Here is a 25015-nt window from a genome sequence, read left to right as displayed (position 1 = left end):
CTCGTCCTCCGGAGGGCCGCTCCCGCACGCGCGGGGCGGCCCTTCGTCGCGTCCTGAGCCGGTCAGGAGGTGCGCAGGACCAGCGCGGCCGCCATCCGGTCGGCCTGCTCGACGAGGGCGTCGCCCAGGGCGAGCGCCCGCCACCACGTGGTGATCCGCACCAGGGCGTCCTCGAGCTCGGGCACGAACACCACGTGGGTGACGCGTTCGGTCACCCGGTCCTCCTCGGTGACGAGGACGTGCTGCCGCACCGACCGCCCCGCCTGCAGGAGGCGCTCCCCCACCTCGGGGTCCTCCAGGTGGTCGTCCCGGCGCAGAGCGAGGCTGCGGTGCACCTCGGGAGGATCGGGCATGTCCCCGGCCGGGCCGAAGACCAGCTCGATGTGGCAGGTGGCCACCACCGGCGCGAGCGGCTCGGGCAGGAAGACGAAGGCGAGCTCCACGAGCAGGTCGTGCGCCGCCCGGGCGTGCTCGGCGACGACGGCGGCGGACGCGCCGATGGCCTCCGGGTCGTTCTCCGGCCCGGCCAGCCTCCGGACCAGGTCGAGCGACCACTCCTCCAGGTCGGCGCCCTCCTCGGGCACCTCGAACCAGCCGGGATCGGGCTCCAGCTCCATCTCCAGGTGCTCGGTCACGACGACCGGACCGGGACGTCGAGCCAGATCCGCCGGGCCAGCAGCCGCGCGCACTGCACGCCGGCCGTCAGCAGCACCGTGGCCACCAGCACCCACGGCACGCCCGCGGGCGAACCCGCGTAGGAGTAGAGGAGCAGGAAGAACGCGAACGGCGCGGTCTGCCAGACGGCGGCCTGGCCGGGGAGCCCGTGCGGCCACGTGGAGGCGGCCACGATCTCCCGGATCGGCGGCGCGTAGATCATGCGGGCTGCCTCCTCCTCCGTCCGGTGACGCCGGGCCGGCGCCGCCCGGCGCTCCAGCGGCAGGGCGGCCGCCGCGCACCACTCGTCGAGCGCCTCCCGGCCGCCCTCCCCGCCGAACCAGTGGTCCCACGGGAGCGTCGCCCGGGGAACGCCGGCCGCGGTGCGCAGCTCCAGCTGGGCGTTCGGGGTGCCGTCGCGGACCACGGCGGCCGACGTCACCGCGAACGGCCCGGTCCTCGGCAGGCGGCGTTCCCGGCCGAGCCCGTCGAGCAGCACGACCTCGCCGGGCTCAGCGCGCAGCCTCGCCGTCCGGCGGAACCTGCGGCTGGCAGCGCCGGCCGGGCGCGGCCGGAGCTCGGGGACGCCATTCGTCGGGAGACGGTCGGCCACCACCGCCCGCAGCCAGAGCCCGCCCGCCGCCAGCGTGCTGATCAGCAGCCCGGCGCTCGCGGCCCACCACAGCACGTCCGGCGGCGTGGCGAAGATCGACACGAGCAGCGCTCCGACCGCGAGCACCACGGCGACCGTGCGCAGCACGGTGTAGGCGACCGGCAGCCCTCGCCACGGCGCGACCGACGGCGGGCGGGCGTCGAGGGCGGCGGCCAGCCCCGAGGCCGGGACCGGTCGCAGGGCCAGCCCGGCGTGCTCGAGGAGCGGCACCAGGCCCGAGCGCTCCAGCGCGTCGCGGGACCGGGTCAGCTCGTCGGCCTCCGGCACCCAGTCGCGGAGGTCGAAGCGGGCCACCCGGTGCTCGTCGGCGTCCAGCAGGTCGACGGCGCCCAGCGAGTGCGGCGCGATGTCGGCGAGCAGCGGCCCGCCCAGGTGCGCGGCCGCCACCACGTCCCCCTGCGGGCCGACGGTGAACGTCCGCAGCGTGCGGCCGTCCCGGCTGACGAGCAGCGTCCCGGGCACGGACTCCACCCGGGCGCCGCGGACTACGGCCCGGTTGGGCAGGCCCCGTCCCACGAGGCGCACGGCCGGCGACGCGGTCGACCCTGCCGCGGCCGACTCGGAGGCGGACATGCCCTCGGCGATGGGCTCGCTCACTTCGGCGGGGTGATGGTGCGTTCCTTGAGCCCGTCCAGCAGTCCGGCCTTGTCGGCGGTGTCGCTGGCCACCGGCGCGAGCGTCGCGCCGGTGAGGGTGCCCATCTGCCACTGCAGGGAATTGGCGTAGGCACTCACGCCGGGCAGATTCTGCGCGGCCGGGGACAGCTGCTGGGCGATCGACGTCTCGAGCCGTGCCGCGTCGTCGAGCAGCGGGCTGCCGGCCGACCCGCCGCGCACGAGCGTGGCGGTGTGGCCCCAGTTGACCGGAGCGGCGTAGCGCCCCAGGTCGGCGAGTCCCTGACCGGTCTCCCGGGCGATGGTGACCGGGTTGAACGCCGCCGCGAGACCGGTGGGCCGCCGCGTGGCCGCGTGGGAGAGCCCGTCGGCGACCTGGTCGCGGGTGAGCCCCATGCCGGGCTCGGCCTTGGCCTGCCGCCGGGCGGCGATGGTCATGCGGCGCAACGTCTTCCCGCCGACGTGCGCGCCGCCGCGGGCGGCCACGGCCGCGGACACGAGCTCGTCGGTCTTGGCCGACTGCGCTGCCGCACGCATGCCCCGGGCACCCACCTTGACGCCGGCGAGGGCGGCGCGGCCCATCCCCAGGGTGACGAGGGAGAAGGCCGCCAGCCCGACGTCGAGCCAGCTGCCGCGCCCCTGCAGGGCCATCACCAGGGAGCCGGCCAGCGCGATGAGCGAGGCGAGCGCGGCGATCCCGGTGAGCACGGCGGCGGCGATCTGGCCGATCACCGGGATCCAGCCGACCGCCAGGGCCAGCAGACCGGCGACCATCGCGATCGTGCTGGCCAGGTCGGTGATCGCCTTGAGGTTCCGGTCGACCCATTCGACGGCGTCCCCGAAGACCTTTCCGACACCCGCGAAGCGGCCGTCGTTCAGGCCGTCGCTGCCGGTGATGCCCTCGATCGACCCGGCCGCCGTCTCCGCGGCGCTGTCGCGAGCGGACCGGGCGGCCTGCATCTGGGTGCGGGCACGCGCCAGGTCGTCGGCGGCCTGGCCCGCCTGCCGGTCGAGGTGCGAGGTGTCCGGCGGCGGGGTCTCCGGCGGCGCGGACGCGTGCCGCCGGACCTCCTCGCGGCGCGCGGTGTCGGCCGCACGCGCCCGGCGCTCGGCGTCCTGGGCGAGGTCGAGCGCGCGGTCGGCCTGGCTCTGCGCCGACCGGAGCTGCCCGCCGTAGGTGCGCAGCGCGCGACCGACCTTGTCGTAGCGGCCGACCACCTTGTCGAGCTTCTCGGCGACCTCCCGGCCCTGGTGCCGCCAGTTCTCCCCCGCGTCGCTCTCCCAGCTCCGGTCGCTCGCGAGGGCGCGCAGCCGGGCCGCCTGCTGCTGCAGCGCCTCGGCGGTGTTCACGTACCGGTTGCCGACGCGCTCCACCTCGTCGGGGTCCCCCGGGACGGGGTCGCTGCCGGCCAGGGGCGACCAGTCGGTGGGCCTGCGGCTCACTGGCCCGTCTCCTCGAAGGCGGCGGCCAGCTGGTCGTCCACCTCGCGGTAGGTGCTGGCCGCCTGGTGGGTGAGCTCGGCCAGGTAGGTCATGTCCTCGAGGTAGTCCTCGCGACGCACCTTCCACCCGTCGACGAACTCGCCCAGCCGGCTGGACAACCCGGCGTGCCCCACGGCGGCGCGGGCGTCGTCGGCGATGTCACCGGCCTGCTGGAACTCCCGGCCGAGCGAGTCCAGCTGACGGCCGGCCTCCTCCAACGCCGCGAGGTCGACGACCAACCTGTCGCTCATCCCACCCTCTCCCCGTCGGAACCGACGAAATCCTATCGACGCACGCGTCAGCGGCGACCGGAGCGCCCGGGTACCGAGGACCAGCGGAGCGTGCCGGCGATCGCGTCGAAGACGTCGACCAGCGCGTCCGCCAGCGGCTCCATCGGCGTACGGAACTGCAGGAGCAGCACCCGCGGCTCCGAGGGCACGGGCACGTGCAGGTCCAGGCAGGTGGTGGTCGGCTGGTCCGGCCCCTCCACCGATGCCTCCCGCCAGCGCGTGCGCAGCGCCGGCCCGGCCGGCAGCGCCACGTGCCCCACGTCCAGCCCGGCCTCGCGGCGCGACTCCGCGAGCTCGGTGAGCTCCCCCGGCGTCGCCAGCGGCACGGTGCTGACCAGCAGGGACGCCGACAGCGGCACGCCCGCCAGGGTGCCGACGGACAGGAACAGCTGCCGGCCGCCGACCCGGGCGGCCTCCTCGGCCCGCCGGACCAGCTCCTCGCGGGCCTGCGCCTTGAGCAGCGGGGCGTCGTCGATGCCGCGCCACTGCTGCTCCACCAGTGCCGCGACGTTCGCCTCCCGGCGTCCGGGATCGAGGTCGATCGCCCACCACCCGTCGGGCACGACGAGCTCGTAGCGCTCCGGGCTACCGCCGGGAGTCACGACGGCTCCCCGATCGCCGGCGGTGTCGGGACGGCGACGGTGAGCGGCGCGCTGTCGCCCAGGTGCAGCAGGCCGCGCCCCGGTTGCACCGGCTGCCCGACGACGCTGCGCGGGATACGCACCCCGATGAGGTCGCCGTCGGTGCTCCCCTGCGGGCTGAGCAGCAGGCCCTGCCGCGACCGCTTGGCGTCCACCTGCCACCCCGACAGACCGGTGCAGATGCTGTCGGCGTTGCCCGCGAGCACCAGGCTCCGGCCCGGTCCCGCACCGCCCTTGACGATCTCGCGGAACACCTCCGACGCGGGGCAGTCGCGGAACACGTCGCCGTCGTCAAGCAGGACGACGAGCGGGCGGTCCGGGTCGGCCGCCAGCAGCTCCCGCCAGCGATCGGCCGGCGCGCTCGCGTCCTCGACGACGCCGAGCACCCCGTCCCGACCGGCCAGCGCCCGCAGCGGCGAGGCCTTGGGCGTGCCGAGGACGACGGCCGCCCCCTGCCGCAGCAGCGACTCGGCCATCACCGCGAGGGCCGAGCTCTTGCCGGCGCGGGCGGGCCCCGCGACCACGAACGCCGGACCGCTGCCCGCGCCCAGGTCCGGCCCGGTCCCGGCGAGCTCGTCACCGCCGACGCCGACGAGGGCGAACAGCGGCCCGGCATCGCGCGGGCGCATGTCCCAGGCCTGGTCGAAGGAGATGCGGGAGGGCAGCACGTCCACGCGGAACGGCCGCGCCGCGCGGGGCAGCACGGCGTCGCGGACGTGGGCCGCCTTGGCGATCTCGGCCAGGACGGCCGCCTGGCCCTGACCGGAGTCGTCGGCCGACAGCAGCGCCACCTGGGTCTCGACGGTGCCGTCGACGGTGAAGCCACGGCCGGGCGGCACCTGGGCCGGGACCAGCCGCGAGCTCAGGCCGACCAGGGGGTAGTCACCACGGTCGGCCAGCCGCAGGACGAGCTTGTTGTCGGTGAGCGAGGCCAGCCGCGACGTCCCCAGCGAACGGTCCCCGGTGATGACCGCGGAGATCCCGGCCGAGGCCCCTTCGCGCACGATCGCCATGAGGACGTCGGTGAGCCGGCCCCCGTCGACCTCGCCGAGCGTGGGCGTGAAGCCCTCCCACCGGTCCAGCAGCAGCACGATGTGCGGCAGCCTCTCCTCCGCCGGAGCACCGCGCCGCTGCTCGGTGATGTCGGCGTACCCGCCGTCGGCGAGCACCTGCTGCCGGCGGTCGAGCTCCTTCTTGAGGCGGTCGAACAGGCGGACGGCCCGTTCGGTCTGCGTGCGCTGCACGACGGCGCCGCAGTGGGGCAGGTCGGTCAGGGGCAGCAGGGCGCCGTTCCCGCAGTCCAGGCCGTAGAGGTGCACGTCGGCAGCCGAGCACCGCCCGCCGACCGCGGCCGCGAGCGTGCGCAGCACCTGCGACCGGCCGCTCTTCGGCGAGCCGATCACCAGCAGGTGGCCGTCGGTCGCCGGGTCGAACGCGGCGACCCGCCGCTCCTGCCGGGCAGGGAGGTCCTGGGCCCCGAACGGCAGGTGCAGCGTGCCGTCCGCCTCCGGGACGTCGAGCTCGGCGACGGTGAGGCGCTGCGGCAGGGCCTCCAGCCAGGGGCTGCGCTGGGCCGGCACGTCCTCGGCGACCGACGCCCCGCGGATCGCCTCCACGAGGACGGACAGGTCGGTGACCTCGACGTCGGACACGCGGGACGCGGCGGCCGGCTTCTGCGGCGCCGCGTAGCCCACCTGGTGCCAGCCCAGCGGGACGACGAACGGCACCGCCGCCGCGACGGCGCCCTGGCCGGGACGGCGGCCACCGATCCGCCCGGCCTGGAACGGCACCAGCCCCCCGTGCCCGAGCCGGGCGAAACCACGGCCCGGCGCAGACTTGGGGATGCGGGCGGCATCGGGGGCGTCGAGCACGTCGCTGCTGTCCGCGCCGTCGGTGACCCGCAGCGAGATCCGCAGGTTGGTGTTCGCCCGGATCTCCGGCGACACGACGCCGCTGGGGCGCTGGGTGGCCAGCACCAGGTGGATGCCCAGCGACCGGCCGCGCTGGGCGACGTTCACCAGCCCGGTGACGAAGTCCGGCAGCTCGCGGGCCATGGACGCGAACTCGTCGATGACGATCAGCAGCCGGGGCAGCGAGGGGCGGTCCGGTTCGCGGGCCTGCAGCTCGAGGTAGTCGTCGATGTCCTTGACCCCGGCCGCGGCCAGCCAGTGCTCCCGGAACTTCAGCTCCGCGCCCAGGGAGGTGAGCGCACGCTCGACCAGGTGCGCGTCGAGGTCGGTCACCATGCCGACCGTGTGGGGCAGGTGCACGCAGTCCTTGAACGCGCTGCCGCCCTTGTAGTCGACGAGGACGAAGTTGAGGGCGTCCGGCCGGTTCCCCACCGCGAGCGAGGCGATCATCGTCTGCAGCAGCTCGGACTTCCCGGCGCCGGTCGTGCCGGCCACCAGCCCGTGCGGGCCGTCGCTGCGCAAATCGAGGGTGAACGGCCCGTGCAGCCCCGACCCGACGACCATGCGGGTGGTCCGCCCCTCCAGCTGCCAGCGGGCGCGGACGTCGTCGACGGTGGGCGGCTCGAGGCCGAGCACGTCGAGCAGCCGCACGCTGTCGGGGAGCACCGCGTCGTCGTCCTCGACGCTCACGTCGCGCAGCGGGGCCAGTGCCCGGGCCGCGGCGTCCGCGAGCTCCGCGGAGACCGGCTCGGCGAGGACGCCGCGCACGGGGTCGTGCCCGCTGCGCCGCACGTCGACCAGGGCGTCGTCCTCCCGGTCGAACACCGCGGTCGCGGTGGCCGCCTCGGGAAGGAAGCGCTCCTCCTCGTCGGCGCAGATCGCGTAGACGCCCACGGCGGGGCCGTCCTGCAGCACCTGCGCCAGCCCGGGCGTCGTCCGGAGGGCGCGGAAGCCGTGCACGACGAGGACGTGCGCCGGGAAAGAGGCCGCCTCGATGCGTCCGCCGGTGGGAGTGGCGTCCCGGCGCGCCTTCACCAGGGCGACGAGCTCCGCGACGCGGGCGGTGACCGTCTCCGGGTCGTTGCCGATGAAGGCCACCGGGCCCTCGCCGTCGGCGGGGCGGGCGTGCGGCAGCCAGCGGACCCAGTTCCAGTCCGCGCGCCCGCGCGGCGCGAGCAGGGTCAGCGCGAGGTCGCGGGGCGGGTGGTGCACGGCCAGCTGGAGGACCACCCAGCGCAGCAGGCCGGCGAGCGGCTCGGCCGGTCCGGCCAGCCCGAGGACACCGGACTCCCGCAACGGCACGGTCGCCGGGACCGCCCGCACCGTCCGCTCCCCCTCGGCCGGCTCGGTGCCGTTGCGGTCGGTGACGACGACCTCCGCGGGCAGGTCGGCCGCGCCCAGCCGCAGGCTCAGCGCGTCCGGGTCGGTCCGGCGCCGCTCCCACAGCCGCTTGAGCGGCAGGACCGCGGTGAGCAGCACGGCGGCCGCGTCGGGGTGGCCGTCCCGCCGCCGGACGGTCTCCTCGGCCAGCGCGGTGGCGATGCGCTCCTGGGCCTTCGCCAGCTCCGCCTCGTACTCCTCGCGGGCGCGGCGGTCCTCCCGGGCGGTCTGGCGGCGGTCGGCCACCGTGTTGCTGACCATCATCACGGGGCTGGCGACGGCGAACATGAGGTACAGCGGCGAGCGCAGGACGATCGCCAGCACGATGCCGATGACCAGCGGCGCCAGCACCATGACCAGCGGGAACCGGCGCGGCTCGCGGGCGCGCGGCTCCGCCGGGAGCTGGACCTTGACGACGCGCTGGGAGGGCAGCAGGCGGGGGGCGCGCACGAAGGCCCGCGTCCCGGGCCCGGCGGGCTCCACCGCGGCGTCGGAGGCGGTGGCCGGGACGATGGCGAACTGGGTGTCGCCGAGCTGGAAGACCTGCCCCGGCTCGACCGGGACGGGCTCCTCCCCGACCGGCGTCCCCTCGACCAGCGTGCCGTTGGAGGAGCCGAGGTCGGTCAGCGTGGCACCGTCGGCGGTCACCTCCAGCGTGGCGTGCCGGCGGGACATCGAGCGGTCGCTGAAGCCGAAGGAGCTGCTGCGCCCCAGCTCGTAGCTGCCCACGGGGAGCTCGGCGACCAGGCCGCTCCCCGGGCCGCTGACCACCCGCAGCTGCCATCCCCGCGCGGGCGGGAGCAGCTGTCCTGCGGGGACGGCGTCCGCGCACAGGTGCACGACGCTGCCGTCGACCAGCGCCGTCTCCCCGACCGGCTGGTCGTCGTCCAGCTGCTCACCCGCGACGAACAGGCCCTCCGGGCGGACCCCGGCCACCTGCCCCAGCGTGGCGGCGACCTTCGAGACGGGGAGGTCGTCGTCGACGTCGACGGCCGCGTCGATCACCGATCCGTCGGCCTGCCCGACGGTCACCTGCAGTCGCACCGGAGCCCGCCCGTCAGCCGGCGGTGTTCTGGAGGACGTCGAACGTGCGGCTGCGCGCCTCGAGCCCGCCGAGCCGCACCGACACCGTGCACCGGGAGCCGATCGTGTTGGCGTACGGGACGCGATCGGTGAAGGCGAGCGACCCCGAGCAGTCGTCGGTGCGCACCTCCAGCTGCCCGCCGAGCTGCTCGAGGAGCAGCGTGGGCTGCGGGGTGCGGCTGCTGAACACGACGGAGATGTTGTCCGCCGATCCCGTGCCGCTCCACACCGGGAGCACGACCAGCTCCACCGGGGCGCCCACGCGGACGGTGCCGCCGATCTGCACCTCGAGGTCGTCCAGCCGCTGGGCCGGGTACACGGCGGTGGCGGACAGGCCCTCCAGCGCGGTCCGGGTCGCGGTGCCCTGCTCGGACAGCCGCTCCCGCATGGCCTGCGTCTCCTCCCCCTCGTCCAGGGCGACGGGCACGGTGTACTCCGCGGTGACGCTGCCGCCGGCCGGGACGTCGACGGGGATCTCCCATCCGCACGCCGTCGCCGGGACGCCCGCGGTCACGTCGCGGACGGCGGGCACCGACCAGAACGCGTCGGGACACGGCTTGCCGTCCCCCGCGGCGGGCACGGACTCGAACAGCGGGCCGGCGAGGGCGACGTCGGCCGACCACGTGACGGTCGTGGTCAGGCTGCCGGACCCGGGGTCGTAGGCCGCCTCCCGCACGGTCGTGAGCCCGGACGGGAGCTGCTCGGAGGGGGCCAGCGTGGTGATCTCCGCCGCCGCGGCCGCGCCACCGCCGGTCGGGGTCCGCGGCGCGTCGTCCCCGCCGCCGGTCAGCGCGACGACGCCCACGACGGCGCCGACGGCGACGAGCGAGCCGGCCCCGATCAGCCAGGTGCGCTTGTCGCGGACCCAGGAGCGGGCCGGCTCGGTCTCCGGCGCCGCGGCGGCCGTTGCCTCGGCGGGGCGGGAACGCGGGGACCGGAGCATGGTCTGCGCGCCGGCCAGGTCGTCGTCGTGGTCGCCGAAGGGCGCCACCCACGGCGTGGCCCCGTCCGTCACCGCAGCCGGGCCCGCAGCGTCCTGCGCCGCCGCGCCCTTGATGTTGGTGCGGCCGGGGTCGATGTCGGCGGGCGCCCGGTGGCCCACCACACCGAAGGCCGGCACCGGGCCGGTGGTCGCCGCCGTCCAGCTGCGCGGTTGCGGTGCCACCGGGAGGGCCGCGACGTCGGCCACCTGCGGGAGCGCGGTCCGCAGCGCGGCGGCCGCCGAGGCGGCGGGCGGACGGCGGGTCGGGTCCTTGGCCAGCATCCCCTGGAGCACGGCGTCCAGCGCTGCGGGCATGCCCTCGACCGGCGGCGGTTCGGCCGTCACGTGCCGGTTGGCGATCGCGTAGCCGGTACCGCCCCCGGCGAACGGCGTGCGGCCGGCCAGGAGCTCGTAGAGCAGGATGCCGACGCCGTAGACGTCGGAGGCCGCGCTCGCCGTCTCCTCGGTGAAGACCTCGGGGGCCATGTAGTCGGCGGTGCCGAGGACGCCGGTCATCCGGACCGTCGTCTCCTGGGCCAGCCGGGCGATGCCGAAGTCGCTGAGCAGCACCGTGGGTGGCTCGTCCGCGGTGAGCAGCACGTTGTCCGGCTTCACGTCGCGGTGCAGGATGCCGCCCTGGTGCGCCGCTGCCAGCGCGTCCAGCACGTCGACGGTGATCCGCACCGCTTCCCCTGCCGGGAGGGTCCCCGCCGCCCGCAGCCGGGCGCGCAGGTCGGCGCCGTCGACGAGGTCCATGACGATGGCCAGGTCGTCGCCCTCGACGACGAGGTCCCGCACCCGGACGACGTTCGGGTGGACCAGTCCGAGCAGGATCGACCGCTCCTGGACGAACCGGGTGAGGATCTCCGGGTCGCGGGCGAACTCGGGGCGCAGCAGCTTCGCGGCCACCCGTTCCCCGGTCCGCTGGTCCAGGGCCACCCAGACCTGACCCATGGCGCCGGACCCGAGCTCACGCTCGAGGAGGTACCGGCTGCCGAGCGCACGGGTCGTCTGCATGCCCCGTGCCTATCAGGGGGTGCCGGTGGGCAGCACGAACCACGACAGTGCGGGCGCGTCCTCCTCGACACCCCGGCCCGCGCCGCGGGTGGTGCCCTGGAGCACGGCCACGCCGTCGTCGTCGAGGGCCTGGCTGCCCGCGGTGAAGGACAGCGCCGGTCCGGCGAGCCCGTCCGCGGCGTCGAGGTCCAGCTCGCGCAGCGCGTCGAGCACGGCCGACGGCGAGGCGGAGCCGGCGGCCGCCGCGGCCGCCGCGATGGCGAGGACGGCGTCGTGGCCGCGGACGTCGGCCGTCGCCGCGCCGGCCTGCCCGAAGCCCGTGGCCCCGTCGAGGGACGTCAGCTCGACGTCCTGGGCGGCCAGGCGCACGGCGGCCAGGAACCGCACGACGCCGTCCTCGGCGGAGGTGTCCGTCGCGGCCGGGCCGACGGTGAAGAACTGGCCGGCCGTCGTCGCCCCACCCGATGCCCCGAGGTCGGTGAGCGTGCCGGCGAACGCCGGGGCCAGGGCGGCGGGCCCGAGGACCACCGGCACCGTGGGCGCCACCGCCTGCAGGGCGGCCACCGTCTCGGCGGACGTGGGCGCCGACGCGGCGACGACGACGCCGTCGGCGCCGCCCGAGGTGAGGGCAGCGGCGGCGGACGACACCTGCGGCACGAGCGCGTCCCCGGCGGTCAGGGCGGCGACGCGGGAGGGGTCGGCCAGCTCGGGCAGACCGGCGCCCTGTCCTTCCGCGGTGAGCACCAGTGGTGCCCGCTGCGCCCGTTCCGCGAGCAGCTCGGCGACCCGGTCGGCGACCTGGCCCTCGCTGGGGCCGGTGCGCCACGTCGTCGCGCCGGCCGCGGACTCGCGCGGGTCGTAGGGCAGCAGCACCGCGGTGCCGGCCACCTCCGCCGCGGCGAGGGCCGGGTCCAGGTGCGCGCCGGCGGACGCGTAGACGATGCCGGCGACCCCGGACGTCACGAGCTGCTCGGTGGCGGCGAGCGCCCCCTCGGCGGTGCCGCGGTCGTCGACCACCTCGAGCTGGACGCGGTCGGCATCGGGCTCGTCGAGGCGGAACTCGGCGACCCGGGCGCCGGCGGCGAGCGCCGCGAACTCCGCACCCTCGCCGCGCGGGCCGGAGCTGGTCAGGACGACGCCGACGCGGACCGGCTCGTCGAGCTCCTGCAGGAGGTCCACCTCGATCTGCGGCGCGGCCGCGGGCTGGAAGTCCTCCTCCGGCGCGGCCTCGTCGCTCCCGGAGGTGCACCCCGCCGTCGTCACGGCCGCGACGGCCAGGCAGCTGAGCAACCTGCGCATGTCAGGCGTCCCCGCCGATGCGGAAGCAGAAGACGGTCGAGCTGACCGACCCGGCCGGCAGGTCCTCGGCGAACGCGCCGGTGCGCTGCGCTGCCTGCAGGGAGCGGGCCAGCTGCTGCTGCTCGAGCTGCGCGTCGGCGACCTCGGCCAGCCGGACGCCGCGGTAGCTCGCGGCGTCCTCGCTGGTCTCCTGCACCTGCTCGTTGCGCACCCCGGTCTGCCCGGCGCTGTTCTGCATGACGCCCAGCAGCCCGCGGCCCTCGGCCGCCGACCCCAGGTCGATGAGCACCTTCTGCAGCTGCGCCTGCAGTTCGTCCGCGGCGGCCGTCTGCGACGTCGTCGCGGCACTGATCTGCTCGGCCAGCCGGCCGACCGCCTCCTGCGCGGCGGCGTCGAGCTCCTGCTGGGCGGCGGCCTCGACGGCCTGCAGCCGCGCGGTCTGCGCGGCGACGACGGCCCGGCCCTGCTCGAGCTGCTGGTCGGCGGAACCGTTGAGGCGGTCGGCCAGCGTGGTGGAGAGCCCGCCGAGCGACGCGTCGGCGGCGGTACCGGCCAGCTCGGCGTCCTCGGCAGCCTTGGCCACGTCGTCGGCTCCTGCGCCCCGGACGTCGGTGGCGGTGGTGTCGAGGCCGCCAAGGGCGGTCGCGACGTCGGCCTGGTTGCACTCCACCACGGCGAAGGCTGCAGCGACGGCATTCACCGAAGGCGTGGTGCCCGGCGTGCTGGTGCAGTCGGGGGTGACCGCCTGGTCGTCGTAGAGCGCGTCGAGCTGCGCCCTCAGTCCATCGATGGCCGTGCCGAGCGAGGTGTCGCCGCCCACCACGAGCCCGCGAAGGTCGGTGACGTCGGACTGCAGGCCGGTCAGCGCGGCGCGGAGGGAGGCGACCTGGCTCTGGGCCGCGGTCAGCGCGCTCGCGGCGTTGGCGGTCACCGTCTTCACGCGCTGCCAGTCCGCGACCTGGTCGGTCAGCTTGTCGAGGAGCGACGGCTCTGTGGCGGTCCCCTCGGAGTCGTCGCAGGTCCCTCCCCCGATGGCCTCGCTCACCGCGTTCACCGACGCCTGGTCAGTCCCGGTGAGCGCGCAGACCTGGTTCGCGACTGCCTGGAGATCCGCCGGAGTCAGGTCCCCGACCCGCTCGTCCGCGAGAGCGCTGACGGCGTTCAACTCGGCGATGAGGGACGTGTGGTCGGTCGGTGCCGGAACGGCGGCGAAGGCGTCCGTGATCGCCTTCGCGATGGCGTTCAGCGCGGTGAGCTGTCCCGTGGTGCCGGCGTTCCGCGGCTGGTGGAGATCGGCCCCTGCCCGCTGCGCCGCCGCGAGCGCGCCGCGCAGGTCGGCGAGCTGCGTCTTCACGTCGGTGATCGCGTCGGTCTCGACGAGGCTGCGGATGCCCGCGACCTGCGTGCCGAGCGTGTCGGCCAGGCCGGTGAGCTTCGAGCCGGCGCCCGTCAGCTGGCAGACCAGGGACGTCGACTGCGCGTCGCAGTCCGCCGCGGAGCCGATGCTGGTCTGCAGCGCGGTGCGCAGCTCGCCGACGCAGTCACCGCTGGCGGACGCGAGCCCGCGCAGCTGACGGCTGACGGTGGAGAGCTGCCCGAGCAGCGTGGTGGCCGGCGCCTCGGCCGCGGTCTGGTCGCCGCATCCCGCCTCGACCGGACCCTGCGCCTCGTCCGGCGTGCCGAAGAAGTCGAGGACGCCCTGCACGCTCTGGTCGAGCGCGCCGGTCGCGCGGCTGTTCGCGCCCTCCACCGTGGCGCCCACCGAGTCGTCGAGAGCCTTAAGGTCGGCCATCAGTGCCTGCATCGAGACGTCCACGGAGTCCGCGGTCGCTGTGAGCGCCGTGGTGGCCGCTGCTCCCACCTCGCCGGCGTTGACGCTGAGCGTCTGCTGGACCGTGGCGAGGCTGTCGGTGACCTGCGCGAGCGTGGCGTTGACCTCGGCGATCAGCCCGATGGTGTTGTTCTCGGCGCCGACGAGGGCGGCCGATCCGCCGAACACGTCGCTCACCAGACGGGCCACGGAGTTGTCCGTGGCCAGGCCCGGCTGGACGGCGAGGTCGATCTGGGGCAGCCGGAACTCCTCGGCGTCCTGCACCAGGGTGAAGGTGGTGCTGGGTGCCATCCGCGGGGGCGCGAGGAGGGAGGCCCACTGGACCGTCGTGGTCTCCTCGTCGGTGCTCACCACCCCGTTCGTGGTCCCGGGCTCCGTGCTCCCTGCCTGCGGCTGCACGAGCTGTCCGGCGCTGTCCCCGGGGAGGGTGGCACTGGCGACCACCGTCATCGGCGTCGTCACCAGCTCGTAGCTCTCGCGGGCGACGCCGGCGGCGTCGTAGCGGAAGAGCTCCGGCCGCATCGTCGTGTTCTGCACGGTCACGTTGATCTCGACGCGACCGCTGACGCCCTCGACGTCGGAGAGGTCGGTGCCGACCCGGCCGTCGTGGCGCCACGAGGTGGTGACGCGGACGGGCAGGTCACCGGCGTGCTCGGCCGGGTTCAGCGCGCGACTCGTGGTGCTGGGGCTCTCCCCGTCCTCGTCCCGGCTGACGAGCGTCGACGTCAGGCCGGTGACCGCACCGTCGTTCGCCAGCGCGATCGTCACCGCTTGGAGGGCCCGCTTCGGCTGCTCCTCGGCGAAGACGACCGGAGCCGTGACCGCGGCGGTGCCCAGGAGCACGGCGGTCGCGCCGGCGGTGACACCCCACCGGCGTCCGATGGCCGTCCGGAACGCCGAGAACGGCCGACGCACAGTGCCCGTCACAAAGATCCCCCGTGTCGTGAAGGCCCGCCGTCCCGAAGCGACCCCCGGCCCGAGCTGCGCGTACGCGCCGGGGCCGGCCGGTCGAGGGGACGAGGGCGGTCTGCGGTCAGCACACTAGACGGACCAGTCCGTCTCGTTGCTGCCGGGCCACCCGATCGGATGGCGGGCGCCTGCGCGGGGCCGGGCGGCCGGCAGTGCTGCCCCGCCCTGCCCACATCGCCCCCTCGTCGGTCTGCGACCGGACTGTCACACGACTACGGAGGGGTCGCCACCCGAGATCAGAAAGTGAGCACCAGCCGGCCGCGGATACCACCGCGTTCCAGCATGCGATGCGCCTCCGCCGCCTCCTCGAGCGGGAGGGTCTGCGCGACGCGCAGGGTGAGGACGCCGTCCTCCGCCTGCTGCCGCAGCCGATCGAGGGCGGCGCGGTCCTCGGCCACCCTGCGGACCAGCGTCGGGAAGACGCGGAGGCCCCGCTGCCCGTCGCCGCGGTAGCCGCGGACGGTCGCCACCGCGCCGCCGTCCTTCACCGCGGGCAGCACCTGGGCGTCCTGCACGGAGCCGTCGGCCAGACCGTCGACGCCCTCCGGGACGTGCTCGCGGATCCGCGCCGCCACACCCGCACCCCGCCGCACCACCACGTCGGCCCCCAGCTCGCGGACCAGCGCCTCGTCGGCCTCGGAGGCATCGGCGACGACGGTCAGCCCGTCGGCCTTCGCCAGCTGGACGACGTAGCCGCCGAAGGCCCCGGCCGCACCGGTCACCGCGAGGACCTGCCCCGGCCTCAGCGCCATGAGGTCGAGCGCGAAGCGGGCCGTGAGCCCGTTCATGGGCAGAGTCGAGGCGGCCACGGCGCCGATGCCCGCCGGCACGCGGACCACCGAGTTCCCTGACAGCACCTTGTCCTCCCGGTAAGCCCCGTGGGGACCGAACGGGACGACGATGCCCATCGCCGTATCGCCGACGGCCAGATGGTCCACACCCTCGCCCACCTCGGCGACGACCCCGGCCACGTCCATGCCCGGCACCCACGGCGGCGTCTTCACCGGGTCGCGCTCGGCATAGGCACCCGACCGGGCGTAGGTGTCGGTGGGGTTCACCGCGGCTGCCTCCACCCGGAGCCGCACCTGACCCGGCCCGAGGGGCTCGGGCTCCACGTCGACGATGTGCAAGGCCTCCGGCCCACCGAACTCGGTCACTCCCGCGGCACGCATGCGTCCTGCCTACACGCCGCTGGACAGGGGGCCCGGGAGGGGCGGGAGCCCCCTCGTGACACCACGGTGGTGTCATTCCTCTTGCGGTTGACGTCATCCTGGTGTCATAGTGACGCCATGGACCTCACCCCGTTCGTCGACCAGCTCCGCCGCGACCTGCTCACCGCGGCCGATGCCGGCGGCGAGGAGGCCCGCGCGCTGGCGGAGCGACTCACCGCTCCGCTGGAGTCCTCGGTCCGCCTGGCGCTGCTCAGCGCACTGTCCCAGGCGGCGGAGGAGATCACCGGCCAGCTCGCTCCCGGCACCGTCGACGTGCGGCTCCGCGGCAGCGACCTCGGCTTCGCCGTCACCTCTCCCCCGGTCGAGCCGCCCGCCGGCCCGGCCGCCGACTCCCCCGCACCCGAGAGCCCCCAGGCGCAGGACCCCCTCATCGACCTCGACGAAGGGGGCACGCTCCGCATCACCCTGCGGCTGCCCGAGCAGCTGAAGGCCCGCGTCGACGACGCCGCCGCACGCCTGGGCGTCTCGGTCAACACCTGGCTCGTCCGCGCCGTCGCCACCGCGATGGAGCCCACGCCCCGCCCGTCGTCCGACGCCCGTCGCGGCCGGTGGGCCGGCGGCTCGCAGTACACGGGATGGGCGCGCTAGCCCGCGCCCCGCCCGCACCGCACCGCACCGCCACCCCGGCCGACCGGCCCGGGGGCACCCACCCCTGCCCTGAGGAAGGCGCAGCCATGCCCACGTTCGACACCCCCGGACCCATCGCGGCCCGCATCGAGGTCGTCTCCGGATCGGTCCGCGTCCGCGCCGACGACCGCCACGACACCGTCGTCACCGTCCGCCCGCGCAGCGAGCGCAGCGCCGCCGACGTCGCCGCGGCCGAGCAGACGGTGGTCACCTTCACCGCCGGCGAGCTGCTCGTCCGGTCGACCAGCCGCCCGCGCCTGCTCTTCTTCGGCTCGGGGCCGGAGATCGAGGTCGACGTCGTCCTCCCCGCCGGATCCTCCGTCGACGTCCGCACGCTCGCCGGCGAGATCACCTGCGCCGGCCGCCTGGGCGCCGTCGCCCTGGAGAGCAAGCACGGCGACCTGCGTCTCGACCGCGCGGGCAGCCTGCGTGCCCGCACGTCCAGCGGGAACGTCTCCGCGGCCGCCGTCGACGGGGAGGCGGACGTGACCACGGCCTACGGCAACGTCCGCGTCGGTGAGGCCGCCGGCCCCACCCGCCTCGGCACCGGCTACGGCGACGTCACCGTCGACCGGGCCCTCGACTCGCTCACCGGCAGCACGAAGTACGGCCAGGTGCGCGTCGGCGAGGCGGTCCGCGGCTCACTGGTGCTGGAGACCGCCTACGGCGAGGTCGAGGCCGGCGTCCGGGAGGGGACGGCGGCCTGGCTCGACGTCCAGTCGGGCTCCGGTCGCATCCGCAACACGCTCACCGAGACCGAAGGACCCGAGGGCGCCGGCGAGACCGTCGAGATCCACGCCCGCACGTCCTACGGCGACATCCTCATCCGCCGGGCCTGAGAGGACCTGACCATGAAGCCCACCGCGGCCATCGCCGTCACCGGCCTGCGCAAGTCCTACGGCCCCAAGGTCGTCCTCGACGGGCTCGACCTCACCGTGCCCGAGGGGACGGTCTTCGCCCTGCTGGGCCCGAACGGGGCCGGGAAGACGACCACCGTCGACATCCTGTCCACCCTCATCCCCGCCGACGGCGGGGAGGTCCGCATCGCGGGCCACGACCTGCGTCGCGAGCCGGACGCCGTGCGCGCCTCGATCGCGCTCACCGGCCAGTTCTCCGCCGTCGACGACCTGCTGACCGGTGCGGAGAACCTGCGGCTCATGGCCGACCTGCTGCACGTCGGTCGCCGGGAGGGTCAGCGCCGGGCCACCGACCTGCTGGCACGGTTCGACCTGCTCGACGCCGCCGACCGCGTGCCCAGCACCTACTCCGGCGGCATGCGGCGGCGGCTGGACCTCGCGATGGGCCTGATGGGCGACCCCCGCGTGGTCTTCCTCGACGAGCCCACCACCGGTCTGGATCCGCGCAGCCGCCGGGCGATGTGGGACATCGTCCGCGGCCTCGTCGCCGACGGCGCCACCATCCTGCTCACCACCCAGTACCTGGAGGAGGCCGACCAGCTGGCCGACCGGATCGGCGTCCTGGACGCCGGGGGGCTGGTCGCCGAGGGCACCGCCGACGAGCTCAAGCGCATGGTGCCCGGGGGCCACATCCGGCTCGAGTTCGCCGGAGCCGAGCCGCTCCAGCGCGCGGCCCGCCTCCTCGGGATGCCACCGGCCGACGAGGGCGCGCTCACCCTCGAGGTCCCCGGCGACGGCAGCGTCGCCACGCTCAAGGCGCTGCTCGCCCGGCTCGACGGGGCCGGCGTCGACGTCGCCGGTCTCGCCGTGAACACCCCCGACCTGGACGACGTCTTCCTGGCCCTCACCGGCCGCCCGACCCCCGCAGAGGTGACCTCGTGAGCACGCTGGCCCTGACCGCGCGCGACTCGGCGACGATGCTGCGCCGCAACCTCAAGCGCGCCGTGCGCTATCCCGGGCTGACCGTGATCGTCGCCGCGCTGCCCATCGTCTTCCTGCTGATGTTCGTCTTCGTCTTCGGCGGGACGCTCGGCGCCGGCCTGGGGCTGCCGTCCGGCGGCCGGGCGGAGTACCTCGCCTACGTCGTCCCGGGCATCCTGATCCTCGCGATCGCCGGCGGCGCACAGGGGACGGCGATCGGCATCGCCATGGACATGACCGAGGGCATCATCGCCCGGTTCCGCACCATGTCCATCGCCCGCGCCTCGGTGCTCACCGGGCACGTGGTGGGCGCGGTGATCCAGACGATGGTCGGCCTGGCGATGGTCGTCGCCGTCGCCCTGCTGATCGGCTTCCGGCCCGAGGCGAACCCGGTCGAATGGCTCGCGGTGCTCGGCGTCCTCGCGATGACCAGCTTCGCGCTGTCCTGGCTGTCCATCGCCATGGGGCTGCACACGAAGACCGTCGAGGCCGCGAGCAACCTGCCGATGCCGCTCATGCTCCTGCCGTTCTTCGGCAGCGGTTTCGTGCCGGTGGAGTCGATGCCGGCCGGCCTGCGCTGGTTCGCCGAGCACCAGCCGTTCACGCCGATCATCGAGACGCTGCGCGGCCTGCTCACCGGCACGGCGATCGGCTCCAGCGGCGTGGTGGCGACGGCGTGGTGCGCGGCCCTGGCACTGGTCGGCTACCTATGGGCGCGCCGGAACTACGAGCGCCGTCCGGCCCGCTGAACGAGTCGCACCGCCCGACGAGATCTGCACACTCGCCCTCATCGCGCGTGGAAAGGCGGCGAGTGTGCAGATCTCGCGGTGTCGGGAATGGAGAGGGCGGTCACACCGCTGCACGGGGTGAGCACCGCCCCCTCCTCCCCTGCCCCCGAGAGGCCGCGCATGCCCACGCTGCTGTCGTCCCGCCCCGTGTCCGCCGAGCCGGCGCCGCGCCGCCGTCGCCGTGTCCCGCTGCGGCTCGTCGCGGCAGGGGTCGGCGTCGTCGTCCTCGTGCCGGTCGGCATGAAGGTCGCCGACTGGCTGCCCGGGGAGCTCTTCGGGCAGGACGTCGTCGACCGGAGCACGACCCCGCTGCTGCTCACCCTCCAGGACCTGGAGGAGTACCACGCGGCGACGGGCACCTTCCAGGTCGTCGTCGACCGCGAGGTGGACACCCGCTACGTGCCCTCGGCGATCAGCGGCGAGCGGGTCCAGCTGCTCGCGACCGGCACCGCCGACGCCTACGTCGACTTCGCGGCCCTCGACGCCGGTGCGGTGACGCTCTCCGCGGACGGCACGTCCGCGACCATCGAGCTGCCGGCCCCTCGGCTGGACGAGGTCCGCATCGACCCGGAGGAGAGCCGCGTCCTCGACCGCGACCGCGGCCTGTTCGAACGGATCGGCGACGCCGTCGGCGACGACCCGGTCGACGACAGCGCGGTCTACGCGGAGGCCGAGGACCGGATCACAGCAGCCGCAGCGGAGAGCGACCTCCGCGAGCGCGCCGAGACCAACACCCGCGCCATGCTGACCGGCCTCGCCGGGGCATTGGGCGTCGACGAGGTCGAGGTCCGCTTCACCGACGACCCCGCGTGAAGGGCCACGGAGGCCCAGAACCAGTTCGGTTCCGGGCCTCTGTGGTTCCACGCTGCGTCAACCCTTGAGCTTGTACTCCTTGAGCAGCCCTCGGCTGATGATCGTCTTCTGGATCTCGCTGGTGCCCTCGCCGATGAGGAGGAACGGCGCCTCGCGCATGAGCCGCTCGATCTCGTACTCCTTCGAGTACCCGTAGCCGCCGTGGATCCGGAAGGACTGCGTGGTCACCTCGGCGCAGTACTCGCTGGCGATGAGCTTGGCCATGCCGGCCTCGACGTCGTTGCGCTGTCCGGCGTCCTTGAGGCGGGCGGCGTTGACCATCATCAGGTGCGCGGCCTCGACCTTGGTCGCCATCTCGGCCAGCTGGAAGGCGATCGCCTGGTGCTGCGCGATCGGCTTGCCGAAGGTCTCCCGCTGCTGGGCGTAGGCGACGGCCAGCTCGAAGGCCCGGATGGAGATGCCGCAGGCGCGGGCGGCGACGTTGACCCGGCCGACCTCGACGCCGTCCATCATCTGGGCGAAGCCCTTGCCGGGCGCCCCACCGAGGATGTCGCCGGCCTCGGCCCGGTAGCCGTCGAACACCAGCTCGGTGGTGTCGACGCCCTTGTAGCCCATCTTGTCGATCTTCCCGGGGATGGTCAGCCCGGGCTTGACCTCACCGAAGCCCGAAGGCTTCTCGACCAGGAAGGTCGTGAGGTTCTGGTGGGCCTTCTCGGCACCCTCGTCGGTGCGCACGAGCGCGGCGACCAGCGTGGAGCTGCCGCCGTTGGTCAGCCACATCTTCTGGCCGTCGATGACGTAGCCGCCGTCGGCCTGCTTGACGGCCTTGGTCCGGATGCCGGCGACGTCGGACCCCAGCCCGGGCTCCGACATCGAGAAGGCGCCGCGTACCTCACCGGTGGCCATCCGCGGGAGGTAGTGCTCCTTCTGCTCCTGCGTGCCGTGCTGCTTGATCATGTAGGCGACGATGAAGTGCGTGTTGATGACGCCGGAGACGCTCATCCAGCCGCGGGCGATCTCCTCGACCACGAGCGCGTAGGTGAGCAGGGACTCCCCCAGGCCGCCGTACTCCTCGGGGATCATCAGCCCGAAGATGCCCAGCTCCTTGAGCCCGTCGACGATCTCCTGCGGGTAGACGTCGCCGTGCTCGAGCTCCTGCGCGTGCGGGATGATCTCCTTGTCGACGAAGCTCCTGACCGTCGACAGGATCTCGCGCTGGATGTCGGTCAGATCGGCGGTCTGGGCCAAGCGGGTCAACGGGCGCTCCATTCGGGACGGCGGTGTCCGAGTTACCGGTGAGTATGGGCCACATCCCGGGGCCCTCCGCCGTGTGCCTGGTCAGGCATCGCCCGTCCGCGTGGTGGAGTACCCCCCGACCGGGACCGCCCGCCAGGAGGACGCATGAGCAGCAACGACGAGAACCTCTACCGGGGCGATCCGCCGTCCCCACCGCCGCCTCCCCCCGCGGGGGCGCCGCCGGCCGGGTACGGCCAACCGGCCCCCGGCTACGGCCCACCGGCCTACGGCCCGCCCGGGTACGGGCAGCCGGGTTTCCCGCCCCCGGCGTACGGGCCGCCGCCGGGCTACCCGCCGGTCTACGGGCGGCCGACCAACACGATGGCGATCCTCGCCCTGGTGATGGCGTTCGTCTTCGCGCCGGCCGGGCTGGTCCTGGGCATCGTCGCCCGCAGGCAGATCCGGCAGACCGGTGAGGACGGCGAGGGCCTGGCGCTGGCCGGGATCATCGTCGGCGGCATCGTCACGGCGATCTTCGTCGGCATGATCGTGCTCTGGCTGGTCGCCTTCGCGGCGTTCAGCAGCAACGGCTTCTCCTGAACGACGACGCGGCGGCGCCCCGGTCGGGGCACCGCCGCGTCGAGGTGCGTCAGTGGGGCGAACTCACTGCTCCGGCGGGGTGAAGGACGACGTCCGCTCCATGCCGGCCGCGCGGCCCTTGCCGGCGATGACCAGGGCCATCTTGCGGCTGGCCTCGTCGATCATCTCGTCGCCGAGCATCGCCGAGCCCTTCTTGCCGCCGGCCTCCGACGTCGCCCAGTCGTAGGCGTCGAGGATCAGCTCGGCGTGGTCGTAGTCCTCCTGCGACGGCGCGTAGATCTCGTTGGCCGCGTCGATCTGGCCCGGGTGCAGCACCCACTTGCCGTCGAAGCCGAGCATCGCCGAGCGCTTGGCGACCTCCTCGAACGCAGGCACGTCGCGCACCTGCAGGAAGGGACCGTCGATGGCCTGCACGCCACGGGCGCGGGCGGCCATGAGGATCTGCATGAGGATGTAGTGGAACGGGTCGCCCGGGTAGTCGGGGTGCAGGGCGCCCACGACGAGCGACTTCATGTTGATGCTGGCCATGAAGTCGGCCGGGCCGAAGATGATCGTCTCGATCCGGTCGCTGGCGAACGCGATGTCGTTGACGTTGATCAGGCCCTGCGCCGTCTCGATCTGCGCCTCGATGCCGATCCGGCCGACCTCCAGGCCGTTGGCCTTCTCGATCTGGGTGAGCAGCAGGTCCAGCGCCTTCACCTGGGCGGCGTCCTGGACCTTGGGCAGCATGATGCAGTCGAGCTCGGCTCCCGCGCCGCCGACGACCTCGAGCACGTCCTGGAACGTCCACTCCGTCGTCCAGTCGTTCACCCGGACCGTGCGGATCTTGTCGCCCCAGCCGCCCTCGTTCAGCGCCGCCACGATGTTCTTGCGGGCACCGGGCTTGGCCAGCGGCGCGCACGCGTCCTCGAGGTCGAGGAACACCTGGTCGGCGGGGAGGCCCTTGGCCTTCTCCAGGAACCGGGGGTTGCTCCCCGGGACGGCGAGGTTGGAACGACGGGATCGGAGCTCGGCCACGGTGCCTCCGCTATCAGTCGGAAAGTCGGTTACCGGAGAGTAGCGACGGCGTGATCACGTCGCCGACCGGCGGATCCCCCGCCCGCTCGACGAGAGAGCAGTTGTGGTCGACGACACGCCCCGACGCACCGGTTCGGGCGACAACGACTGCCCACTCGGCGTCGGGAGCGGCCCGAAGCGCGTCAGGTGGCCGGCTCGACCAGCGTCTGCGGGCGGCTGGCCCGCACGACGAGCGCCACCCCGGCGACGACGAGCGCCACGCCGGGCAGCGCCAGGAGCGGCGGTGCCTGACCCAGGAGGACGAGCGCGAAGATCAGCGCGCCGGGCACCTCCAGCAGGACGGCGAGGCTCACGACCGTCGGCCCCACGGTGGAGAGCACGAGGTTGAGCAGCGTGTGGCCGAAGAGCTGCGCGGAGACCGTGATGGCGGCGATCAGCCACCACTCGCGCGCCTCGAACCCGGCCAGCGGCACGTCGACGAGGACCGCCGACACGGCGATCACGACCGCGCAGACCGAGTAGCAGACGACCGCATAGGCCGACGTCGCGAGCCGCTGACGGGCGCGTGCCCCGGCCAGCACGTAGCCACCGGCGCAGATGGCCCCCAGCACCGCGAGGCCGTCGCCGGCGAGCGCCTCGAGGCTCACCGTCACGTCCACGCCGACGATCAGCACGACGCCGACGAACGCGAGGAGCAGCCCCCACCAGACGGCGGCCGGCAGCAGCACCCCCGAGATCCGTGCGGCCAGCGCCGTCCAGATCGGGGTGGTGGTGACCAGCGCGACCGACGCCGCGACGGTCGTCATCGACAGGCTCGGCAACCACGCGGCGAAGTGCGCGGCCAGGAAGAGGCCGGCGACGACGGAGCTGCGCAGGTCGCGCCAGCGGAGGCCGGTGAGCGTGGCGCGCTCGCGGGTGAGCAGGACCGGGACGAGCGCGGCGGCCCCGGCGGCGTTGCGCCAGAACGCCAGCGCCAGCATCGGCGCGGTCACCATCGCAGTCAGCGGGGCGGAGAGCGAGACGCCGATGACGGCGAGGGAGAGCAGCCCGACGTCCCGCGAGCCCGGGCGGTGCAGCGCCCAGGCCCCCCCGGCCCCGTTCAGAGGCTCGTGCCGAGCGGAGCGAGGCGCGAGGGGAACGGGGTCCTTCATGGGATCCGGATGCGGCCGCGCGCGATCGGCACGACGGCGCCCCGCACGGTGGCGGCGACGGCCTTGCTCCCCGCTGCGCTCACCGTGCACTCCAGCACCGACGGGCGGCCGAGCTTCTCCCCCTGCCGGACGGTGTAGGACGACGTCCCCTCCGCCGGCAGCAACCCGCTCTCCACGAGCCAGACACCAGTGCCCAGAGCGGCCGAGCCGGTGGCCGGGTCCTCGCCCCACCGCAGGTCGCCCGCGAACACCCGGGCGTAGGCCGTCGACGTCGCGGCGTCCCAGGACAGGACCGACACGCCCTCCCCCACGCCCAGCGCGTCGAGGGCCCGCTGGTCGGGGACGGCCCGGTCGACGGCGTCCGGGCGCACCGACAGGTAGGCGAACGGCAGCCCGCAGCCGGCGACGTCCGCGGGGACGCCGGTGACGTCGTCCTCGCCCAGCCCGAGGGCCGCGGCGAGCTCGGCCGGGGCCGGCCCGTCCTCGAGGGTGGGCCGCCCACCCGAGAGCTGCGCCCCCTCGTCGTCGACCACCAGGTCGAGGACGCCGGCGCCGCACTCCTGGCGCACGGTGCCCGCGGACAGCCGGCCGGTGCGGACCAGCGTGTGGGCGGCGCCCACGCTCGGGTGACCGGCGAAGGGCAGCTCCGCGAACGGCGTGAAGATCCGCACCTTGTAGTCGGCGGCGGGGGCCGTCGGCGCGCACACGAACGACGTCTCCGAGAGGTGGAACTCGAAGGCGAGCGCCTGGCACTGGGCGGTGGTCAGGTCGTCGGCGTCGAACACGACGGCGAGGGGATTGCCCGCGAACGCCCGCGGCGCGAACACGTCGACGATCTCGTAGTCCAGCTCATCCCGGGGCGGCACGGCGCCGACGGTAACCTCAGAA

The 25015-nt window shown here is 74.7% G+C and carries 20 protein-coding genes; 6 read left to right on the top strand and 14 right to left on the bottom strand.

Annotated elements, in window-relative coordinates:
* Nucleotides 1-62: 62 nt before the first annotated feature.
* From CRP30_RS15545 to CRP30_RS15500, 10 genes are all read right to left on the bottom strand, one after another.
* On the bottom strand, nucleotides 63-635 hold the full coding sequence (locus CRP30_RS15545) for a hypothetical protein (protein WP_097184809.1): 573 nt from the start codon (nucleotides 633-635) through the stop codon (nucleotides 63-65).
* Nucleotides 632-1924, bottom strand: a complete 1293-nt coding sequence (locus tag CRP30_RS15540) for a hypothetical protein (protein ID WP_097184808.1) — start codon at nucleotides 1922-1924, stop codon at nucleotides 632-634. Before CRP30_RS15540 ends, CRP30_RS15545 begins: the two co-directional genes overlap by 4 nt.
* Nucleotides 1921-3384, bottom strand: a complete 1464-nt coding sequence (locus tag CRP30_RS15535; protein ID WP_097184807.1) for a WXG100 family type VII secretion target — start codon at nucleotides 3382-3384, stop codon at nucleotides 1921-1923. The genes CRP30_RS15540 and CRP30_RS15535 overlap by 4 nt, the downstream gene beginning before the upstream one ends.
* Nucleotides 3381-3674, bottom strand: a complete 294-nt coding sequence (locus CRP30_RS15530; protein ID WP_097184806.1) for a DUF6317 family protein — start codon at nucleotides 3672-3674, stop codon at nucleotides 3381-3383. Before CRP30_RS15530 ends, CRP30_RS15535 begins: the two co-directional genes overlap by 4 nt.
* A gap of 47 nt (nucleotides 3675-3721) precedes the next feature.
* Nucleotides 3722-4315: a hypothetical protein gene (locus CRP30_RS15525; protein WP_097184805.1), complete on the bottom strand. Its 594-nt coding sequence runs from the start codon at nucleotides 4313-4315 to the stop codon at nucleotides 3722-3724.
* Complete coding sequence (locus tag CRP30_RS15520) at nucleotides 4312-8676, bottom strand: type VII secretion EssC family protein (protein ID WP_200814771.1); 4365 nt, start codon at nucleotides 8674-8676, stop codon at nucleotides 4312-4314. Before CRP30_RS15520 ends, CRP30_RS15525 begins: the two co-directional genes overlap by 4 nt.
* Before the next feature lie 25 nt (nucleotides 8677-8701).
* Nucleotides 8702-10726 (bottom strand): serine/threonine-protein kinase, encoded by a 2025-nt coding sequence (locus CRP30_RS15515; protein ID WP_097184804.1) that lies wholly within the window; start codon nucleotides 10724-10726, stop codon nucleotides 8702-8704.
* Between the two features lie 12 nt (nucleotides 10727-10738).
* The gene (locus CRP30_RS15510) at nucleotides 10739-12025 is read right to left on the bottom strand and encodes an ABC transporter substrate-binding protein (protein ID WP_097184803.1); all 1287 of its coding nucleotides are present in this window, start codon (nucleotides 12023-12025) and stop codon (nucleotides 10739-10741) included.
* Nucleotide 12026: 1 nt separating this feature from the next.
* Nucleotides 12027-14783 carry a hypothetical protein gene (locus CRP30_RS15505; protein WP_143278479.1) on the bottom strand — a complete coding sequence of 919 codons (2757 nt, stop codon included), beginning with the start codon at nucleotides 14781-14783 and terminating at the stop codon, nucleotides 12027-12029.
* A 278-nt stretch (nucleotides 14784-15061) separates the two neighbouring features.
* Nucleotides 15062-15997 (bottom strand): quinone oxidoreductase family protein, encoded by a 936-nt coding sequence (locus CRP30_RS15500; protein WP_097184801.1) that lies wholly within the window; start codon nucleotides 15995-15997, stop codon nucleotides 15062-15064.
* A gap of 117 nt (nucleotides 15998-16114) precedes the next feature.
* Here CRP30_RS15500 and CRP30_RS15495 point away from each other — a divergent pair, with 117 nt between their 5' ends.
* From CRP30_RS15495 to CRP30_RS15475, 5 genes are all read left to right on the top strand, one after another.
* Nucleotides 16115-16645: a type II toxin-antitoxin system HicB family antitoxin gene (locus CRP30_RS15495; RefSeq protein ID WP_097184800.1), complete on the top strand. Its 531-nt coding sequence runs from the start codon at nucleotides 16115-16117 to the stop codon at nucleotides 16643-16645.
* An 86-nt stretch (nucleotides 16646-16731) separates the two neighbouring features.
* Nucleotides 16732-17523 (top strand): DUF4097 family beta strand repeat-containing protein, encoded by a 792-nt coding sequence (locus tag CRP30_RS15490; protein WP_097184799.1) that lies wholly within the window; start codon nucleotides 16732-16734, stop codon nucleotides 17521-17523.
* 12 nt (nucleotides 17524-17535) lie between these two features.
* Nucleotides 17536-18483 (top strand): ATP-binding cassette domain-containing protein, encoded by a 948-nt coding sequence (locus tag CRP30_RS15485; RefSeq protein ID WP_097184798.1) that lies wholly within the window; start codon nucleotides 17536-17538, stop codon nucleotides 18481-18483.
* A complete protein-coding gene (locus CRP30_RS15480; protein ID WP_097184797.1) occupies nucleotides 18480-19271 on the top strand; it encodes an ABC transporter permease in 792 nt (263 codons plus the stop codon). Before CRP30_RS15485 ends, CRP30_RS15480 begins: the two co-directional genes overlap by 4 nt.
* A gap of 159 nt (nucleotides 19272-19430) precedes the next feature.
* Complete coding sequence (locus CRP30_RS15475; protein ID WP_097184796.1) at nucleotides 19431-20123, top strand: DUF4230 domain-containing protein; 693 nt, start codon at nucleotides 19431-19433, stop codon at nucleotides 20121-20123.
* Between the two features lie 57 nt (nucleotides 20124-20180).
* On the opposite strand, the gene CRP30_RS15470 is transcribed toward CRP30_RS15475, so the two are convergent.
* On the bottom strand, nucleotides 20181-21380 hold the full coding sequence (locus CRP30_RS15470) for an acyl-CoA dehydrogenase family protein (protein ID WP_097184795.1): 1200 nt from the start codon (nucleotides 21378-21380) through the stop codon (nucleotides 20181-20183).
* Between the two features lie 144 nt (nucleotides 21381-21524).
* On the opposite strand from CRP30_RS15470, the gene CRP30_RS15465 reads away from it, so the two are divergent.
* Entirely contained in the window at nucleotides 21525-21959 is a 435-nt protein-coding gene (locus CRP30_RS15465; RefSeq protein WP_097184794.1) for a DUF4190 domain-containing protein, read from the top strand.
* A gap of 63 nt (nucleotides 21960-22022) precedes the next feature.
* On the opposite strand, the gene CRP30_RS15460 is transcribed toward CRP30_RS15465, so the two are convergent.
* The 3 genes from CRP30_RS15460 to CRP30_RS15450 form a co-directional block, all read right to left on the bottom strand.
* The gene (locus CRP30_RS15460; protein WP_097184793.1) at nucleotides 22023-22976 is read right to left on the bottom strand and encodes an HpcH/HpaI aldolase/citrate lyase family protein; all 954 of its coding nucleotides are present in this window, start codon (nucleotides 22974-22976) and stop codon (nucleotides 22023-22025) included.
* A 182-nt stretch (nucleotides 22977-23158) separates the two neighbouring features.
* On the bottom strand, nucleotides 23159-24127 hold the full coding sequence (locus tag CRP30_RS15455) for a DMT family transporter (protein WP_235003441.1): 969 nt from the start codon (nucleotides 24125-24127) through the stop codon (nucleotides 23159-23161).
* Entirely contained in the window at nucleotides 24124-24993 is an 870-nt protein-coding gene (locus CRP30_RS15450) for a PhzF family phenazine biosynthesis protein (RefSeq protein ID WP_200814770.1), read from the bottom strand. The genes CRP30_RS15455 and CRP30_RS15450 overlap by 4 nt, the downstream gene beginning before the upstream one ends.
* Nucleotides 24994-25015 lie beyond the last annotated feature (22 nt).

Source organism: Blastococcus haudaquaticus (assembly GCF_900230285.1).
Lineage (GTDB): Bacteria > Actinomycetota > Actinomycetes > Mycobacteriales > Geodermatophilaceae > Blastococcus_B > Blastococcus_B haudaquaticus.
Note: the sequence above shows the minus strand (reverse complement) of the source record. Positions and strands in the feature narration are given on the sequence as shown.

Excerpts from the sequence above, each read along its gene's own strand:
- CRP30_RS15530 (WP_097184806.1), bottom strand. The coding sequence starts at position 3,674 with ATGAGCGACAGGTTGGTCGTCGACCTCGCGGCGTTGGAGGAGGCCGGC.
- CRP30_RS15515 (WP_097184804.1), bottom strand. The coding sequence starts at position 10,726 with ATGCAGACGACCCGTGCGCTCGGCAGCCGGTACCTCCTCGAGCGTGAG.
- CRP30_RS15510 (WP_097184803.1), bottom strand. The coding sequence starts at position 12,025 with ATGCGCAGGTTGCTCAGCTGCCTGGCCGTCGCGGCCGTGACGACGGCG.
- CRP30_RS15500 (WP_097184801.1), bottom strand. The coding sequence starts at position 15,997 with ATGCGTGCCGCGGGAGTGACCGAGTTCGGTGGGCCGGAGGCCTTGCAC.
- CRP30_RS15495 (WP_097184800.1), top strand. The coding sequence starts at position 16,115 with ATGGACCTCACCCCGTTCGTCGACCAGCTCCGCCGCGACCTGCTCACC.
- CRP30_RS15490 (WP_097184799.1), top strand. The coding sequence starts at position 16,732 with ATGCCCACGTTCGACACCCCCGGACCCATCGCGGCCCGCATCGAGGTC.
- CRP30_RS15485 (WP_097184798.1), top strand. The coding sequence starts at position 17,536 with ATGAAGCCCACCGCGGCCATCGCCGTCACCGGCCTGCGCAAGTCCTAC.
- CRP30_RS15475 (WP_097184796.1), top strand. The coding sequence starts at position 19,431 with ATGCCCACGCTGCTGTCGTCCCGCCCCGTGTCCGCCGAGCCGGCGCCG.
- CRP30_RS15465 (WP_097184794.1), top strand. The coding sequence starts at position 21,525 with ATGAGCAGCAACGACGAGAACCTCTACCGGGGCGATCCGCCGTCCCCA.
- CRP30_RS15455 (WP_235003441.1), bottom strand. The coding sequence starts at position 24,127 with ATGAAGGACCCCGTTCCCCTCGCGCCTCGCTCCGCTCGGCACGAGCCT.